The sequence below is a fragment of the Candidatus Enterococcus myersii genome (genome assembly GCF_017316025.1).
Lineage (GTDB): Bacteria > Bacillota > Bacilli > Lactobacillales > Enterococcaceae > Enterococcus_C > Enterococcus_C montenegrensis.
On sequence record NZ_JAFLVT010000008.1, the window covers coordinates 39,604 to 56,734 of the forward strand.

Sequence of the window (17,131 nt, forward strand, 5' to 3'; positions counted from 1 at the left end):
AGGAAAATAACTCAAAACGTTAGGAGTAATAGACATGAAAAATATCCGCTTTATGACAGTGGCAGCTCTAGCAGCTTTATCACTTTCTATGGCTGGTGGGTTGGTTTCTCACGCAGCTTCAGTAGCTTATGATTCAAACGGGGTGGTGGAATTTATTCCCAATCCAGATCCCACCAAACCAGTTGATCCCACCAATCCAGATCCTACCAATCCGGTTGAGCCAGTCGATCCAACAGATCCAGACGGTCCAAAACCTGGTACCGATGGCCCATTATCCATTGACTACGCTTCTTCTTTAGACTTTGGGATAAATAAAATTACCAATAGTGATCAAGTGTATTATGCACGGGCACAACAATATAAAGATGGGACAGCCGCAACACCGAATTATGTGCAAATCTCAGATAATCGCGGGAATAACGCCGGCTGGACTTTAAAAGTAAAACAAAATGGTCAATTCAAAGCTGCAAGTGCGTTAAATGATACATTGACTGGTTCAGTAGTGAAATTAGTGAGCCCGACAGTTGCGAGTAATTCAACTGCGGTTCATCCAACCGCAGCCAGTGTGATTGAATTAAATCCAGATGCCAGCGAAAGTTTGGTTATGTCGGCTAAAGCAGGTGAAGGTGCCGGAACTTATGTTGATCGTTGGGGTAGTGTTGAGACTGTTAAAGAAACAGACAAAGATGGGACACAAGTAGATGCGCAAGTAACCAAAGCTATTACGTTATCTGTGCCAGGTAGCACCCCAAAAGATGCGGTAAAATACAGCACGACATTAACATGGAGTTTGTCTGACGTACCAGGAAATTAATAAAAAAGGAGCAATTACAATGAAAAAAATTGGTTATTTATTTCTAACAACAAGTATTTTAGCAGGCGTGGCTCTAAGTGGTACGACAGCTTTAGCAGCCGATGGCGCCAATTATGATTCAAATGGGATTATTACGTTTACACCAAACACAGATCCTACCAATCCCGTTGATCCAACAGATCCAGCTGGCCCAAATCCAGGAACTGCTGGCCCATTATCGATCGATTATGCTTCAAGTTTAGATTTTGGCTCGCAAAAAATTACGTCTAAAAACGAAGTCTACAAAGCAAAAGCACAAAAATATGTGGACAAAGATGCCGTAGAAAAAACAGGACCTAACTTTGTGCAAGTAACAGACAACCGGGGGACAGAAGCTGGCTGGACGTTACAAATGAAACAAAATAATCAATTTAAAACAGCTGATAATGAAGAATTAACTGGGGCTGAAATTGTTTTTAAAAACGGCCATGTCGTAACGGCTTCTGATTCAGCAGCGCCTACTGGTCAAGCGACTATTATTGCTGATCCAAGTGGTGCTTTGCAAGATGTAATGTCTGCAACAGCAGGGCAAGGTGCCGGGACCTACTTACTAGATTGGGGTACAGATGCTACCACAGCAGCAGAAAGTATTGAATTAAGCGTACCGGGGGCAACAACGAAATACGCTAAAAAATATACAACCACCTTTACTTGGGTGTTAACTGACGCACCAGGAAATTAAGTTTTAAGACATGGGAAATAGAATAAAAAATTAAAATAAGACAAAATACCCGGACAATAGTAGATAAACGTGCTAAAAACGCTGTTTATGACGTGATTTTTAGCATAGAGAAATGTCTCAATTGTTCGGGTAATCTGTTTTAATTACTAACTATTTTTTCATTGAAAGGATTATAGAAATGAAGGTAAAAAAAATAATCATGTTGCTAGCAGCCGTTTTTTGCTGTTTGTTATTACCACAGCCGAGTTTTGCCTCGGAGTTTAACTTTGCTGTGACACCAAAGACTTCTGCTAATCAAATTGATAAGACAAAGACGTATTTTGATTTATTGTTGGCACCAAACCAAGCAGATGAATTGTCCGTTGCATTACGCAATGACACGGATCAAAAAGTAGTCGTAGAAGCTCAAATCAATAGTGCTACTACTAATGGCAATGGGGTTGTTGAATACAGCCAAAATGAGATCAAAGCAGATGAGACGCTGCAATATAATATTAAAGACTTTGTAAAAGCACCAAGTGAGATTAGCTTGGCGCCTCATTCTGCAGCGGAATATAAAATTAAAATACAGATGCCCAATGAGAAATTTTCTGGTGTAATTGCCGGGGGCATCACGTTTAAAGAAAAAGCCGCAAAGACAGATAATTCCACTGCCAAGCAAGAAGATAAAGGCTTGGCAATTAAAAATGAGTATTCCTATGTTGTGGCGTTATTGATGCGCCAAACTACAGATAATGGCGCGCCGGACTTGAAACTAACGAAGGTCGCCGCAGATCAGCGCAATGCACGAAATGTCATTCAAGGGAATTTACAAAATCCTAATCCTACCTATTTAAATCAATTAGCGACAAAAACAACGATTAGCAAAAAAGGCAGTGATACAGCACTTTATACGTCAGAAAAAAAAGGCATGCAAATGGCACCAAATTCCAATTTTGATTTAGCGGTAGCATTAAATGGTGAAGCTTTAAAAGCCGGTAAGTATACCATGAAAATCGAAGCCTATGGGCAGCAAGATGAAAAAGGACAGTTTAAATTTATTGGAGATGGTCATAAAGAAACCAATTATCACTACCATTGGTCATTGTCAAAAGACTTTGAAATTAAAGCTGAAGTAGCCAAAAAATTAAACGACTCAGATGTCACCATCAAAAAAGACTATACCTGGGTATATATTTTAATCGGTATTTTATTGCTGCTCTTGTTAATTTTGTTCTTTATTATTTGGCGCAGAAAGAAAAATAAAGCAGATGATGAAGCAAAAAGTTCAAATTAGTCTGATTTTATTGTATGTCCTAGCAGTGACCCTGCTTTTTTTACCTTTTTTAAAGCAGGCATTGTTAATTTATCAAACCGATAATGTCACACTTAAAACAAGTCCTTTGCATACAAGTGAAGAAAGTGTGGTTTTAGAAGCTGTGCAGCCACCAGATTTAGCTGATGTTTTAGCATTTAAGAAAACGGCCGTCTTCAAAGAAAGCGGCGGGATAACATTACCGGCAGTAGGAATCAGCGTGCCTGTTTTTAACAGTGTGACCAACCAAGAACTATTAGTAGGCGCAGGTTCGCTTTTTCCAGAGCGCTCGCCACAAGATCATAATTTTGTCTTGATTGGTCATCATCTTGGGCGTGAGAACTTGCTGTTTGGCAAATTACTCCAGGTGAAATTAGGCGATAGCATTTATTTACGCTACGAAAATAATTTTTATCATTACAAAGTAAAGGAAACAAAACTCGTGCATCAAAGTGAACTGCAAGTTCTGGATGATCACAACCAAACAGAGATTACACTAATCACCTGCGATAAACCAACGCAAACGCAATGGCGCTATGTGGTGTACGGCAAGCTGGTTCAAAATAATACCCAGTCGCAAATAAAGGCACAAATGGTAAAACAGGCAAAAACGATTACGCGAAAAAATCAGCAACAAAATCGCTGGTATGGCATCGGCGTTATCGTATCGTTTTTACTTTGCTTGGTACTGGGAATTATCATCATTAAAAAAATCAGTTCATAATTTTAGAAAAGGGGTGATGTAATGAGAAAAATGACGCGTTCGGTCTTTTTAGCAGTAGGGGCTTCAATTTTCTTGTTTTCAGAACACGCCTTAGCCAATACGGTTATTTATGATCCATTAGATCCGCATAATGCGATTACACCAATCGCAAATGAAGAACAAAAAATTGAAACCAATAACACCCACAAGACAGATGGAAAATTAGCATTGGAAAAAGAGGCAGACAGGTCACCTATCGTTGTCTCGCCAAAATCTGATAAAAAAATAATAGAGGCAAAAAAAGTGATGCAAGACGTAGTGCCAAAAGACGCTTATTTATTAGAGAAACAACAGACAAAAAGTAAAAAAACAGCTGTCTTTCCAAATGAGCCTTACTACTTATCACCTTTACAAGGACGGAGAAAAAATCAAGTTTTAATGCTTAATGACGAATTTTTTGCCCCCATGGAAATCGCAGCGTTATTGCCAGAAGGAAATGCAACTGGAGGAGATGATGCCGATGAATGGACAGAAATTGCGCAAAGTGCCTATGTATTATCGGGGTTGGTATTGTACGGTCAAGGAAATGGGAAATTAGAAGCGAGAGTGAGTGATGACTTTGCTGGCTAATTTTTTAGCAAAAGAAGAGTGGCGTAAATATCAGCTCTTGAAAAAAGTAGAACGTAGCCCGTATTTTGCTTTAACAAAAAAAGAATTAATGGAAGAATTAGGAATTTCCAACTATGTATTAAAAAGCCTGATTGATCAGCTGATTTTAGATTTGGAACACTATCAGCTGGCACCAGAAATAAATCTTTTTGTCGAGGAACCTTTTTTGCAACTGGAAATTACCGGAAGTGCAAGTTCTGAAACGTTGTTAGAAAAATACGTGGCAGAATCAACGAGTTTTCAAATTTTAGCAGGGGCTGCTTTAGGGCAGTTCAAATCCTTGAATGATCTTTCCGAAAAAAAGTTGATCAGTTACCCAATTGCCCATAGCAATTATAAAAATTTGAATACGTATTTAAAAAATTTCGACATCACGATTGATAAAAAGTTTCGTTTAACCGGTAAAAGTGAAAAGAACGTGCGCTTATTTTTAACCGAGTTATTTGCCCGGATTTTTAAAAATGATCAAGATATTTATCCTGTGGCCGACCAAAATATGATTCAAACGAAATTAGAAGCGCTGGATTTAATCAAAATGACGATGCATCAAAAAATGAAGTTGATGCATTACTTACACGTAACCAATTTACGTATTCAGCAAAAAAAGTATGTAGAGTGGCAAGACTTAAGTTTTCTGTTGCCGGAAAATTTGGAAAAAGAAATGCAAACAGCCTTTTTTTATCGGGTTCCTTCGCAATGCCGGGAGGCTGAAGCGGCGGCGTTTTACTGTTATTACGGAGCGCGTTCCAAAGAGATCGGACTAACATTTGCACTTGCAGAAAGTCCACAGATCAATCAATGGAGTCAAAACTTACTTGCGCAATTAATTCAAACTTTCCCAAAATTGATCAAGGAAACGGAAAGTTTGGCCGGATTTTTGACCCGTAGCCGTTATTTACATTTTCAATTGTTAGAGACAAGCACGGCATTTGAAAGTATTCAGCCGGAAATAAATATTATTTATTTTCAGCAAAATTTTCCGCGCGTATTAGCATTTTGCAGGCGGTATATCAGCAATCTTAAGCAAACAGCACCTGATTTGTATCGCAAGAAAAAACAGCTTTTACTGCAGTATCTCTTTTTAATTTTGGATTCGTTTCCTAAAAAATTGATTTTGGAAACGATCAATGTGTATGTCGATTTTTCATATGGCAATTTGTACAACCAATTTATCGTAAAAAACCTCGATTTTTTTAAACAGATCGGCGCAAATGTTGTTCCGACAATCAAGGATGCGGATATTCTACTGACAGACTCACGGGAGTTAGGGCAGGATTACCAAAAAGATTGTGTTGTCTGGTTAGCACCGCCACGACCTTTGGATTGGGCCAACTTGGCTCAAAAGGTAATTCAAAAAAGAGAGGCCAAATACAATGGGGAGAATTTAACTGCCACAGGGACTGGTGGTACTTACAAATAATAGTAGCAAATTTTTTGGGGAAGTTTGCTACTATTATTTGTGCTTTTCAGCAGTAAAGAGGCCGCTAATTTTTACTCCAAAATTGATTGATTTCCTAAGATTATCACTGTTAAGAGACGTAAAATGGTAGAAATTAAGCTCAAAAGCTGCAGTTATGGCAAAACATTTCTGCATTTTAGCTTCGACAATGGTATAGTTGAGTTAAGAAAATACTTAGAAATTTGGCTAAGAAGGTGAGCAGATGGCAGTAAAAACGCGTTTGGCAAACGAGGCTGAAAAAGAGGCGGTCATAGCTTTTTTTAACAAAGGAATGGCACAAATCAATTATCCAATCGTAAGTTGGGTACCAAAAATCTACCCACTGGTAAGTGATATGACAGCCGCCTTGTCTAAAAAAGAACTTTATGTCGCAGAAATTGACGGTCAAATTGTTGGTAGTGTTATTTTAAATCATGAGCATGAAGTAGAATATTCCGAAATTGCTTGGGAAAATCAACACCTTTTGGATGAAGAGTTTTTAGTCATTCATACGCTATTGGCAGATGCTGATTTTAAAGGTCAAAATATTGGGCGTAGTTTGTTAGCGTGTGCTAAAGAAGTTGCGCTAAAAAAAGGCTGTCAGGCCATTCGCCTCGATGTCTTTGCGGATAATTTACCGGCAAAAAGTCTCTATGAAAAATGCGGTTACTTATGGCGGGAGCGTAAAGAATTGCGTTCTTTTGATGACCGGGGCACAGATACGTGTGATTTGTACGAATTGCTACTCTAAAAAATTTACAGCAGACGTCTTTTGACAGGCGTCTTTTTTCTTGTTAAAATACAAACATACGTTCGGTTTGTCTTGTCAGAAAAGGTGGTGCCCAAAATGGATTTAACGAAAAAAATCGGTATTTTAGCGGATGCAGCCAAATATGATGTCTCTTGCTCCAGCAGTGGTGTGAGTGATACGAGTCGCAGTGGGACAATCGGCAGTACTGAAGCTGCTGGAATTTGTCATTCCTTTACCGCAGATGGACGCTGCGTGTCGTTGTTGAAAGTGTTGTTTAGCAATGCTTGTATTTTCGACTGCCATTATTGTGTCAATCGTCGTTCCAATCAGCGCCCGCGAGCTACGTTTAAACCAGCGGAATTGGCGAATTTAGTGCTTGATTTTTATCTGCGAAATTATATTGAAGGCCTGTTTCTAAGCTCGGCGATTGTAAAATCACCGGATTATACCTGTGAGTTGATGATTAAAACACTGGAAATTTTACGCTTTGAAAAAGGCTTTCGCGGTTATATTCACGTCAAAGCGATTCCTGGGGCGGATAGCCTTTTGATCGAGCGCTTGGGATATCTGGCTGATCGTATGAGTGTAAATGTAGAGCTGCCTTCAAAAGATAGCCTGCAGCTTTTGGCACCGGATAAAGATCCTTATGAATTATATAAGCCGATGAAACAAATTGCCCTAAAAAAAGAAGAGCAAAATTTACTGCCCGCACTTTACCGTCACAAGACGCCTTTTGTGCCAGCAGGACAATCTACCCAGATGATTATCGGGGCGAGCCCGGAAACAGATCGTGCAATAGTAAAAATTTCCGGCAATTTGTATCAAAAGTATCAGCTAAAACGCGTTTATTATTCTGCTTATATTGCGATGAATGATGATTCACTCCTGCCCGCTGTAACGCAAAAGCCGCCTTTGTTGCGGGAGCATCGTCTGTATCAAGCCGACTGGCTCATGCGGTTTTACAATTTTACCCCCGATGAAATTTTGAAAAAAGAACAACCCAATTTCAATTTATATCTCGATCCCAAGGCCAACTGGGCAATTCAAAATTTGGATCGTTTTCCTGTTGATGTGCAAACCGCAGATCTAAATACGCTTTTGCGCATTCCTGGCGTAGGGCCAAAGAGCGCCCGCAATATATTACGCGCCCGCAAATATTATCGGCTTCATTTGAGTGATTTAAAAAAGTTAGGCGTGGTTGTAAAACGTGCCCAATACTTTGTCAGCTGCAACCACGAAAAATTTCCCGGCTTAGTGCAAGATCCCCAGTGGATTATTGAAGCCTTGATTTCAAAACGCCAATTTAAACAGCTGCAGGCTCTTAATACCCAAAGTTTTGGTGAGCAGATGAGCTTGTTTGATGTCGAACGTTTTGAGCGGCAAAAAGGCCAGCAGCACCAATTTGCGTTGCAATAAGACAATATACAATTTAAAGCATCAGAAAGAAGGGATTTGTGATGGTGTGGATGAAAGAAACGATCGACATTTTGGAATACGATGGGACATTGGCGGGTTTTTATACCGTCATTGACCTATCATTTCGCCGCCATCAATTTCCGGCTGTCGTGTTAAATCCGACTACAACGGAAAATAATTTATTTCCGCCGGAGTGGATTAAAACTGATGAAAAAAAAGCCGAAAAGATTGCCCGTCGCCTGCAAGAAGTTCTAACGCCAAATAACTATGTATTTCTTCACGACGGCTTTAATACGAGTTTGGAAAACAAGGAGACCTACTTGCTTCACGCCTTACATATTGGCCTTGATACCAAAGATAATTTGCAGAACTTTATTGGTAAACCTGAAATTTTAGCACTAGATACAGCAGTCCGTGCTTTGTATGGTGAGGCCCACCAGTACAAAGGTTTTGTTCGATTTGAATATGTGGAGGACGTTTTGTTTGCTAAAATTACGCCAAAACACTACTGTCTGCCGTATATTTGCCCACACTTTGCAAAGCGTTACGCCAATGAAAAGGTCATGATTTACGATGAAACCCATCAATTATTAGCCTGTCTGGAAAATGGCAGCTATCGTTTATTAGAAAATATCACGCTGCCCAAAGATAAATTTTTACAAGGCAATGATATCGTAGGGGAGCAGTGGCGCGCCTTTTTAGCCGCTGTGACGATTAAAGAGCGCATTAACCCTAGCGCCCAACGCAATCACTTACCATTGCGTTTCCGCTCTGAAATGACAGAATTTCAATAAATTTTTTTGAGAGCTCAGTGGAAAAATTACGAAAAAAGCAGTCAGACCCCAGTAGGGCCTAGTGGAAAACTTGCTGAAAAGCAAAGAGGAAAAAACAGTCAAGAAACGTTGTAAAAACCAAGTAAAACTAGTAGAAAAACCTCCTGAAAAAGCTAAAAAGCAAAAAAGCAGGCGACCCATCTTTTAAGTTGAAGATCCAAATAAATTTGGGGCCTTTCACTTAAGCGACATGGAAGTGGTGCGCTGCTTTTTTTGTTTTTCTATTTTAAGGGAAAAAATGAAGTTTTCAAGAATTAGAGCGACCATAAGGCAAAAACTTGAGAAATTAGAAAAAATTTATCAAGCTTCTGCCTTATAACTAGCGAGTTGACCAAGTTTGTTCCGCTTTTCTTATTGTCTAGCTTCACAAACTAGCTCTCCAAGAAATAAGACGAAATTTCTAAAAATTTGAGGAACAATTTTAAGAAATCCCGCGCTTATTTTTTGAGAGCTGATTGTAGTTTGTTCAGCTTTTCTTATTGTCTAGCTTCACAAACTAGCTCTCCAAGAAATAAGACGAAATTTCTAAAAATTAGAAAAACAATTTTCTGAAATCCCGTGCTTATTTTTTGAGAGCTGAGGACAGTTTGCTCCGCTTTTCTTATTTTATTTTTAATTTTTGCTGGTTAAAGGTGATGCTTTTGATTTCTTTGTTATCTTTTAGACCAAATTCGTAACGAAAATTTTCGGCTTTTTTGTGATTGAGCTGATCGGCATGTTCAACGGTGGTTGCAAATTTTGTGCCATCTTCATAGTTTAATGTAATCGTCGTACCGCTTAAATTGCCGGTGTAGTTAAAATCAAGGGCGATAGGTGAAAGCTGGATGTTATCTAATTTCAACTCTCCTTGTTGCGTTGTGAGCGTTTGAGAGGAGATTTTGGTTAACGGAAGTTCTTTGGCTTTTTTCAGTTGAATGGCCCAATCTCCCTCTTGGTAAGTTTCCCACCGCCAACCTGTTAAAACAAGTTTTGCCTGAGTTAAATCGGCTTTTTTAACTGGGAAAATGTACTCTTGATAATCTGCGCGACCAGTTTTGTTGTTATGGGTGCCATAATCGACGCTAAAATCAGCGAAAGAATCAATTTTTTTATCATTTATTACTAACTGCGGGAAAACTGCCGCCATTTTGGGTGTATTGGGTATTTTTAATTGCAGATGGAGTAAATCGTCTTTGTAGGCAATATTTGAAATTGTAAACTGGTTATCTAATTTTTCGTTTACTTGTGAAGGTTTAAGGCCAGTTTTCACCAGTTCATTCCAAGACACACCATAATTTTTGGCAACTTCTTCATTTAGACCGCCTCCTTGCGCTTGTTGTTTCGTTAAATCAATCCAGCTCTTTTTGGCTTGTAGTAAGTTTTGCCAATTTGGCTGATAGGTTGTCGCAAAGTCTTTTTTTCCACTGGTAAAGGCCGTTAATTGAAAACCTGAATTTGGCGTATCATCAGCGCCGATTGCACTGGTTACTAAAGTCGCCGTTTTGGTGCTGGCATCATAATGGGTCATTTGGGTATTCCCGCCGCCAAACATTTGCCAACGATCAATCATGGTGCTTTCGTCCAAGCGTTCGCCGGTTAAATCGGTTAATTGACTGACAAGATATTGATTACTTCCGTCTTTAAAAGAAGCGACGGCTTTTAGTTCTAATCCTTGATCGGTAACGTTTTGACTTAACTTATCAGAATTTAATAAAAGGAGTTCTGTTTGATTGCCAAAGCGTTTTTTGTAAGCCACCGATAAATCATCTCGGAAAGTAAAGCCGACTAATATTAAAGCTAAAGCAGCTGTGGCACCGCTGATTAGCCAGCGTCGGCGTCGCTGGTTTCTTTTTTTAACCAAAGCTTTTTTTGTAGCAAATTTTTGGTGGATGTTATTTTTATTTTTTTTATCAAAGGGCTGTTCGTTATAATGTAACAATTCGTCTAACTGGGTATCGTCTAAGTATTCTAAAGGATGTTTTTTCATGTATTTTCCACCTCTCTGAAAAAGGAATTGCGTTCTACCAAACTGCGTAATTTTTTTCGTCCCCGATACAACCGGTTGTCGACTTCTTTTGCCGGCAGTCCGGACTTCTTGGCGATTTCGTGGGGCGTTAGTTCGTAGAAAATTCGCCAAAGTAAAATTTGGCGCGTTGGCTCATCAAAAGTCATAATAAGACTGTAAATTTCCTGCCAAGCCGCTTTTTCTTCCAACTCACTGCTAACTAACTCATCTGTGTTTTCCTCAATGTTCGCTAGTGTTTCGTGTTGACGCCGGCGTGCTTGTTGTAATTTGTTTTTTGTCATACTTTCAGTCATGATGCATAAATAAGTTTTTAGACTCCCTTTTTTTTCATCAAATTTTTCCGGCTGTTCCCACAAGCGTAAGAAGACATCGCTGACTACTTCTTCTAAATCCATACCGTTTGCCGCGCCGCTGCGACTAGCCACTGCCCATAATAATTTACTGTAGGCGGTAATTAATGTGTTAAAGGCCGCTTCATCGCGTTTTTTCACCCTGCGATAAAAGAGGGTGTTTTCAATTTCTTCCATTACTTCACCACCTCGTTAAGATACGTTGCAAATTAAAACTATTTTGTTTGCTTTTGGTATTTCCTGACTTCACTTATACTACAAACCCAAAAGATTAAATTCCTCACTTTTTTTAAAAATATGTAGTTTTTTGTTTTGAAAAATTTGCTGGTGCTTTACGTTTAAATTTGAAAAACAAATTATCAAAATTTTGTCGTATTACGCGCATTCGCGGTACCTTGAGTTCATTTTATTGTTCAATATAAAAAATACCTGGATTAAGAAGTTTGCCGCAAAGCTCACAGTTGCAAGAATGGGGCGATTACTTTTGGTGCTGAAAGCAAGGGACCAAAAGTTTTCTTCTATAATACAGATATTTTAACTTTTTATATGATAAAAATTGTCAGGACTATGTTAAATATTGACGCCCGTAGTTTAATCGGCAGCTTTTTCTTTTTGCAGTTGTATTTTAGCGGCTTTGATTTGTTTGTCTACTTGATCAAAACCGGTCCCACCATAAGAGTGGCGGTTTTTAACGGCGTTATAAGAAGATAATTTTTCATAAATGTCCGATTCAATGACAGGTGCGATTTGCTGGTATTCTTCCAGCGGCACATCTTGGAGGAAAATCCCCCGTTGAATGCAGGCTAGGACTAACTTGCCGACAATTTCGTGGGCTTCGCGGAATGGCACGCCGTGGTTGGCTAAGTAATCGGCTAGTTCTGTTGCATTGGAAAAATCCGATTCAGTGGCTTGCGCCATATTTTCTTTGTTAACTTTCATGGTATCAATCATGCCTGCCATAATATCCAGGCTAGTTAAAATCGTTTCCGCTGTATCAAACATGCCTTCTTTATCTTCTTGAAAATCCTTATTGTAGGCAAGGGGCAAGCCTTTCATAACGGTCAAAAGACCAAATAAGTTGCCGTAAACGCGACCAGTTTTACCGCGAATCAACTCGGCCATATCGGGATTTTTCTTTTGAGGCATAATTGAGCTGCCGGTAGAAAAGCTGTCGGTTAATTCCACAAACTTAAATTCATGGGAGCACCACAAAATCAACTCTTCGCAAAAGCGGGAGAGATGCATCATCATAATGGCGCTGTTGCTTAAAAATTCCAAAATGAAATCACGATCACTAACAGCATCCAAACTGTTGGCATAAATATTGCCAAAATCTAGTTCATTAGCCGTAAAAAAGCGGTCGACTGGAAAAGTCGTACCCGCAAGTGCAGCACTACCTAGTGGCATGCTATCAATTCGCTGTAAGTTTTCAGTAAAACGCGTTTGATCGCGGGTCAACATTTCATAATAAGCCAGCAGGTGATGGGCAAAAGAAATAGGTTGTGCATGTTGCAAATGCGTATAGCCAGGCATGACGGTGTGGACGTTTTCTGCTGCTTTTTCCACTAAAACATTGCGAAAATGCTGAATTTTTGGTAGCAATTGTTTGACGATATCTTTTAAATATAAATGCATATCTGTCGCCACTTGGTCGTTACGACTGCGGGCAGTGTGGAGCTTGCCGGCAACCGGCCCGATTTCTGCGGCCAAATAAGATTCCAAGTTCATGTGGATATCTTCGTTTCCAATGGTAAATTCTAATTGTCCGGCTGCTAGTTTTTCTTGCAGTTTTTCTAACCCCCGCTGGATTTCAGCGGATTCTTCAGCGGTAATGATTTCTGTTTTGGCCAACATTTTAACATGGGCCAAACTGCCCTTGATGTCTTGTGTTGCCATTTTTTGATCAAATAAAATCGATGCGCCAAACGCGTCAATCCATGCTTCGTTTTGACCGTCAAAACGGCCACCCCATAATTTTGCCACTTTCTCCACCTCGTTTGTCAGTTAAAAAAGCTGCGACATAAGTTGTAAGAAAACTCTGGGATAAATCCAACCGGAAATAACTACAGTCCGCTGGATTTGTAACGAATCTTGGGGCTGTGAATTAATATAATCACAGCGCTTATTTACGGATAAACGAGGGTCCAGCAGTAGCTTTTCTAAGCTGAACACGTCTATTCCAATCTCGATTTGTTAAATTTTAGAGTTTGTATCGTTACCTAACTTATGGCACAGCCATTTGTCTTAAAGTTGATTGTCGGTAAAATAAATATCCTGTTTGTCTTTATTTTACCAAATTTTCTGCTTGCATTTGTGTTTGAACCTCAGCGTGAACTTTGCTGGGCAGGCCCCACAATTTAATGAAGCCAACCGCTGCGTCTTGATCAAAGGTATCAGCAGATGTGTAAGTCGCCAAGTTTTCAGAGTATAAACTATTTTCAGATTTACGTCCTTCCACAATCACGTTGCCTTTTAGTAATTTAACGCGGACGATACCGTTGACATATTTTTGCGTTTCTTTTAGAAAAGCAATTAAAGCGTCAGTTAGTGGATTGAACCATAATGCGTTATAAATAATGTTACTTAATTGTTGTTCAATCATCGGTTTGAAATGGGCTACTTCACGGACAAAAGTTAAGTCTTCCAATTCTTTATGTGCCTTCATTAAAGTCACTGCGCCGGGACATTCGTAGACTTCGCGGGATTTAATGCCAACCAGACGATTTTCCACGTGGTCGATTCGCCCCACGCCATGTTTGCCGGCAATTAAATTTAATTCCATAATAATGTCAGCAAAATTGTAGGTTTCACCATTTAATGCCACCGGAACGCCTTGATCAAAGGTAATTTCCACGATATCAGCTGTATCAGGTGTATCTTCAATGGCAGTGGTAATTTCGTAAGCTCCTTCAGGCGGTGTTGCCCAAGGATCTTCAAGGATGCCGCACTCACACGCACGTCCCCAAATATTTTGATCAATCGAATAAGGATTATCTAAATTCGCTGGAATTGGTACACCTTTTTTGGCGGCGTAAGCAATTTCTTCTTCACGAGACCATTTCCACTCACGGACAGGTGCAATCACTTTTAATTCTGGCGCTAAAGAATTGATTGCAACTTCAAAACGCACTTGGTCATTTCCTTTACCAGTACAACCATGTGCAACCGTTGTAGCGCCAGTTGATCGGGCTAGTTCAACTAATTTTTTCGCAATTAACGGTCGGGATAGTGCAGATACTAAAGGATAAGACTGTTCGTAAAAAGTGTGGCCTTGCAATGCAATTAAGGCATACTCTTCGGCGAACTCGTCTTTAGCGTCGATGGCATAAGAGGCGATTGCCCCCACTTGCAACGCTTTTTCCTTAATAAACGCCGTATCTTTTCCTTCCCCAATATCTAAACAACACGCGATGACGTCATACCCTTCATCGGTCAACCACTTAATGGATACGGAGGTATCAAGTCCTCCTGAATATGCTAATACAACCTTCTCTTTCATAATAAATACGCCCTTTCTGTTGTGCTTTTTTCAGTGTGAGTAAAAATGTGTTGACGCTATCGTATCAAATTGAAAATTAAAAAGCAAGCAAAAATATAAATATTTATACAAAATATTTTTAAAAAAGCATAAATTATACAAAAATAGCTGGTTTATAAAGTTTGGTTTGTATAAAAGAACAAAATCGCTTAAAGAAATCTAAAAATCATTTTCTGAAAAATGATGGAATAAAATGTAACAAGGACTGTTTGTTGAAAATGTCTTTTTCAAAAAAATTTGATTACTATAGTAGGGAAATAATGGCAGGAAAAAATAAAGTTTAAAAATACTGGGAAAAGCCGCGACTTTTGATTGACTTTGCGCAGTTTTACCGTTATTATGTTAAATGGTATTGTTTACCCCACAAAGAGCCCCGGAAACTCAAGTGATTGTAAACATTCGAAATTGAAATTGGAGGAAAAAATCTTGCGTACAACATATATGGCCAAACCAGGCGAAGTAGAACGTAAATGGTATGTAGTAGACGCTACTGATGTTCCAATGGGACGCCTTTCAGCAGTCGTTGCTTCAATCTTACGCGGTAAAAACAAACCAACTTTCACCCCCCATGTGGATACAGGTGATTTTGTAATCGTCATTAACGCTGACAAAGTGAAATTAACAGGTAAAAAAGCATCTGATAAAATTTACTACCGTCACTCAAATCATCCTGGCGGCTTGAAACAAGTTTCAGCTGGTGAATTGCGTGCTAAAAATTCTCGTCGTTTGATCGAAACTTCTGTAAAAGGTATGCTTCCTAAAAACACTTTGGGTCGCGCACAAGGCATGAAGCTACACGTTTACGGTGGCGCTGAACATCCACATGCAGCTCAACAACCAGAAGTATTAGACATCACAAACTTAATTTAATAGGAGGGAATTTCATTGGCACAAGCTCAATATATCGGCACAGGCCGTCGTAAAAATGCAGTAGCTCGCGTACGTTTGGTACCAGGTACTGGTAAAATTACTATCAATAAAAAAGACGTTGAAGAATATATCCCACATGCTGACCTACGTTTAGTTATCAACCAACCATTTGGCGTAACTGAAACAACTGGCGCTTACGATGTAATCGTAAACGTAAACGGTGGGGGCTATGCTGGACAATCTGGCGCAATCCGCCACGGTATTTCTCGTGCATTATTAGAAGTTGATCCTGACTTCCGTCTTGCATTAAAACGCGCTGGTCTATTAACACGTGACGCTCGTATGGTTGAACGTAAAAAACCAGGTCTTAAGAAAGCCCGTAAAGCTTCTCAATTCTCTAAACGTTAATCGTTGTTATACCAACGATTTCAAGCACTTTCCATTCAGTTGGAAGGTGCTTTTTTTATTTTGGTTACGAGTTTGGTTACGACTATTTTTTTCAACTTGTTTTTTGCCGGTAATCCTCCAAGTGCTTGACGGTTTCTTTCTGAACTTCTGGATTTACATGCCCGTAAACATTTCGTGTAATCTCTGACGTTTCCGCATGACCGACTAGAGATTTTACGATTAAATCATCCACACCATTGTTTAAAAGGTCACTGACAAAAGTATGTCGTAAGCCGTGGGGTGTTATTTTTGGAAGGTCAAATTTCTTTGAAAGGGCATCAAGTTTATTGTTAAGGTAGTCTGGATGCAAAGGTTGATTCAGTTCTCCCTTTTGAGTTGTATAAGTGAAGATAAATTGATCATCGGTTGGAAAAATATTGACTTGTTGAAGTTCATTAAATTGAACCTTTTTCCATTTTGCCAATAGATTAATAACGGAATCTGCTACTGGAATCGTTCGAAATCGATAGGAGTTTTTCATCCCTTTTACACGTTCGTATTTTCCGGTAGCTTTATTTTTCACCAATTTATGCATGAGGGAAATCGTCTTGTTTTTGAAATCAATATCTGACCAGACCAAGGGATAAATTTCTCCTTTGGCTGCCCCTAATTGATAAATCAAAGAAAGTAACGTATAGTCTCGCACCCCATATTCTTGCTTCATCAAAGTTAACACTTGTTGGATGAGTTCCTTAGAATAGTACTTTTGCTGACGTTTTTTTTCCTTTTTGTTCTTTAGGTCTGCATTTACAGGCATCTCCAACAAATCATAGGGATTCTTTTGGATATAACCTTTCACTAGGGCATAGCGTAATACTTGTTTGGTGTAGGAGACACAGTGTTTATAGTTAGCATAAGGTTTAATGCCTTTTTCCTCATTGCCAAATGCCCACAAAATTTGGGTATCTTCTAATAGGTCATAGGTAATCTTATTAATCGGAACATCCCCTAAGTAAGGAAGAATTCTCTTCTCAAAGCAAGTCTTAGTTCGATCCAAAGTAGACTGCTCATGATGTTGTGTAACGGTGTATTTCTTATCCCACCACATTTGGTAAACCTCTTTGAATGTATAAGAACCTTTCTTCTTTTTCACTTCTCCTTTCAATTTTTTTAGTTTTGCTTCTGTTTCTAAAATCTCTGCTTCATGTTTGCTGTCCGCATAAGCCACATATCGAGAAGCATCCGCCCCCATATAAACATTGACTTTATACGAGCCATTTTCCATTAGACTAATTGCCATTTCTATCTTCCTTTCAAAAATGGCATATCAGTATCACTACAC

The 17,131-nt window shown here is 39.2% G+C and carries 16 protein-coding genes; 11 read left to right on the plus strand and 5 right to left on the minus strand.

What is annotated here, in order from left to right; all coding sequences use genetic code 11:
* The first annotated feature begins 34 nt into the window (after window positions 1–34).
* The 9 genes from JZO76_RS05570 (at window position 35) to JZO76_RS05610 (ending at window position 8,600) form a co-directional block, all read left to right on the plus strand.
* Window positions 35–814, plus strand: a complete 780-nt coding sequence (locus JZO76_RS05570; RefSeq protein ID WP_206903199.1) for a WxL domain-containing protein — start codon at window positions 35–37, stop codon at window positions 812–814.
* Between the two features lie 19 nt (window positions 815–833).
* On the plus strand, window positions 834–1,535 hold the full coding sequence (locus JZO76_RS05575; RefSeq protein WP_206903200.1) for a WxL domain-containing protein: 702 nt from the start codon (window positions 834–836) through the stop codon (window positions 1,533–1,535).
* A gap of 178 nt (window positions 1,536–1,713) precedes the next feature.
* Window positions 1,714–2,811, plus strand: a complete 1,098-nt coding sequence (locus JZO76_RS05580) for a DUF916 and DUF3324 domain-containing protein (RefSeq protein ID WP_206903201.1) — start codon at window positions 1,714–1,716, stop codon at window positions 2,809–2,811.
* Window positions 2,789–3,553 carry a class A sortase gene (locus JZO76_RS05585; RefSeq protein WP_242595800.1) on the plus strand — a complete coding sequence of 255 codons (765 nt, stop codon included), beginning with the start codon at window positions 2,789–2,791 and terminating at the stop codon, window positions 3,551–3,553. The genes JZO76_RS05580 and JZO76_RS05585 overlap by 23 nt, the downstream gene beginning before the upstream one ends.
* A 21-nt stretch (window positions 3,554–3,574) precedes the next feature.
* The gene (locus tag JZO76_RS05590) at window positions 3,575–4,162 is read left to right on the plus strand and encodes a hypothetical protein (protein WP_206903203.1); all 588 of its coding nucleotides are present in this window, start codon (window positions 3,575–3,577) and stop codon (window positions 4,160–4,162) included.
* A complete protein-coding gene (locus JZO76_RS05595) occupies window positions 4,146–5,621 on the plus strand; it encodes a helix-turn-helix domain-containing protein (RefSeq protein ID WP_242595815.1) in 1,476 nt (491 codons plus the stop codon). The genes JZO76_RS05590 and JZO76_RS05595 overlap by 17 nt, the downstream gene beginning before the upstream one ends.
* Window positions 5,622–5,862: 241 nt before the next feature.
* The gene (locus tag JZO76_RS05600; RefSeq protein WP_206903204.1) at window positions 5,863–6,390 is read left to right on the plus strand and encodes a GNAT family N-acetyltransferase; all 528 of its coding nucleotides are present in this window, start codon (window positions 5,863–5,865) and stop codon (window positions 6,388–6,390) included.
* Between the two features lie 96 nt (window positions 6,391–6,486).
* Window positions 6,487–7,806, plus strand: coding sequence for a putative DNA modification/repair radical SAM protein (locus JZO76_RS05605; RefSeq protein ID WP_206903205.1), 1,320 nt, complete (start codon window positions 6,487–6,489; stop codon window positions 7,804–7,806).
* Between the two features lie 41 nt (window positions 7,807–7,847).
* The gene (locus JZO76_RS05610; RefSeq protein ID WP_206903206.1) at window positions 7,848–8,600 is read left to right on the plus strand and encodes a TIGR03915 family putative DNA repair protein; all 753 of its coding nucleotides are present in this window, start codon (window positions 7,848–7,850) and stop codon (window positions 8,598–8,600) included.
* Between the two features lie 640 nt (window positions 8,601–9,240).
* On the opposite strand, the gene JZO76_RS05615 is transcribed toward JZO76_RS05610, so the two are convergent.
* From JZO76_RS05615 to JZO76_RS05630, 4 genes are all read right to left on the minus strand, one after another.
* Window positions 9,241–10,605, minus strand: a complete 1,365-nt coding sequence (locus tag JZO76_RS05615) for a hypothetical protein (protein WP_206903207.1) — start codon at window positions 10,603–10,605, stop codon at window positions 9,241–9,243.
* The gene (locus JZO76_RS05620; protein ID WP_206903208.1) at window positions 10,602–11,171 is read right to left on the minus strand and encodes an RNA polymerase sigma factor; all 570 of its coding nucleotides are present in this window, start codon (window positions 11,169–11,171) and stop codon (window positions 10,602–10,604) included. Before JZO76_RS05620 ends, JZO76_RS05615 begins: the two co-directional genes overlap by 4 nt.
* A 414-nt stretch (window positions 11,172–11,585) precedes the next feature.
* On the minus strand, window positions 11,586–12,977 hold the full coding sequence (gene argH / locus JZO76_RS05625) for an argininosuccinate lyase (protein ID WP_206903209.1): 1,392 nt from the start codon (window positions 12,975–12,977) through the stop codon (window positions 11,586–11,588).
* A 301-nt stretch (window positions 12,978–13,278) separates the two neighbouring features.
* Window positions 13,279–14,493: an argininosuccinate synthase gene (locus JZO76_RS05630; protein ID WP_242595801.1), complete on the minus strand. Its 1,215-nt coding sequence runs from the start codon at window positions 14,491–14,493 to the stop codon at window positions 13,279–13,281.
* A 462-nt stretch (window positions 14,494–14,955) separates the two neighbouring features.
* On the opposite strand from JZO76_RS05630, the gene rplM reads away from it, so the two are divergent.
* Entirely contained in the window at window positions 14,956–15,402 is a 447-nt protein-coding gene (rplM, locus tag JZO76_RS05635) for a 50S ribosomal protein L13 (protein WP_303754245.1), read from the plus strand.
* Between the two features lie 15 nt (window positions 15,403–15,417).
* Window positions 15,418–15,810 carry a 30S ribosomal protein S9 gene (gene rpsI, locus JZO76_RS05640; protein ID WP_206903211.1) on the plus strand — a complete coding sequence of 131 codons (393 nt, stop codon included), beginning with the start codon at window positions 15,418–15,420 and terminating at the stop codon, window positions 15,808–15,810.
* A gap of 91 nt (window positions 15,811–15,901) precedes the next feature.
* Here rpsI and JZO76_RS05645 read toward each other — a convergent pair whose 3' ends face one another.
* Complete coding sequence (locus JZO76_RS05645) at window positions 15,902–17,089, minus strand: tyrosine-type recombinase/integrase (protein WP_029487383.1); 1,188 nt, start codon at window positions 17,087–17,089, stop codon at window positions 15,902–15,904.
* Window positions 17,090–17,131 lie beyond the last annotated feature (42 nt).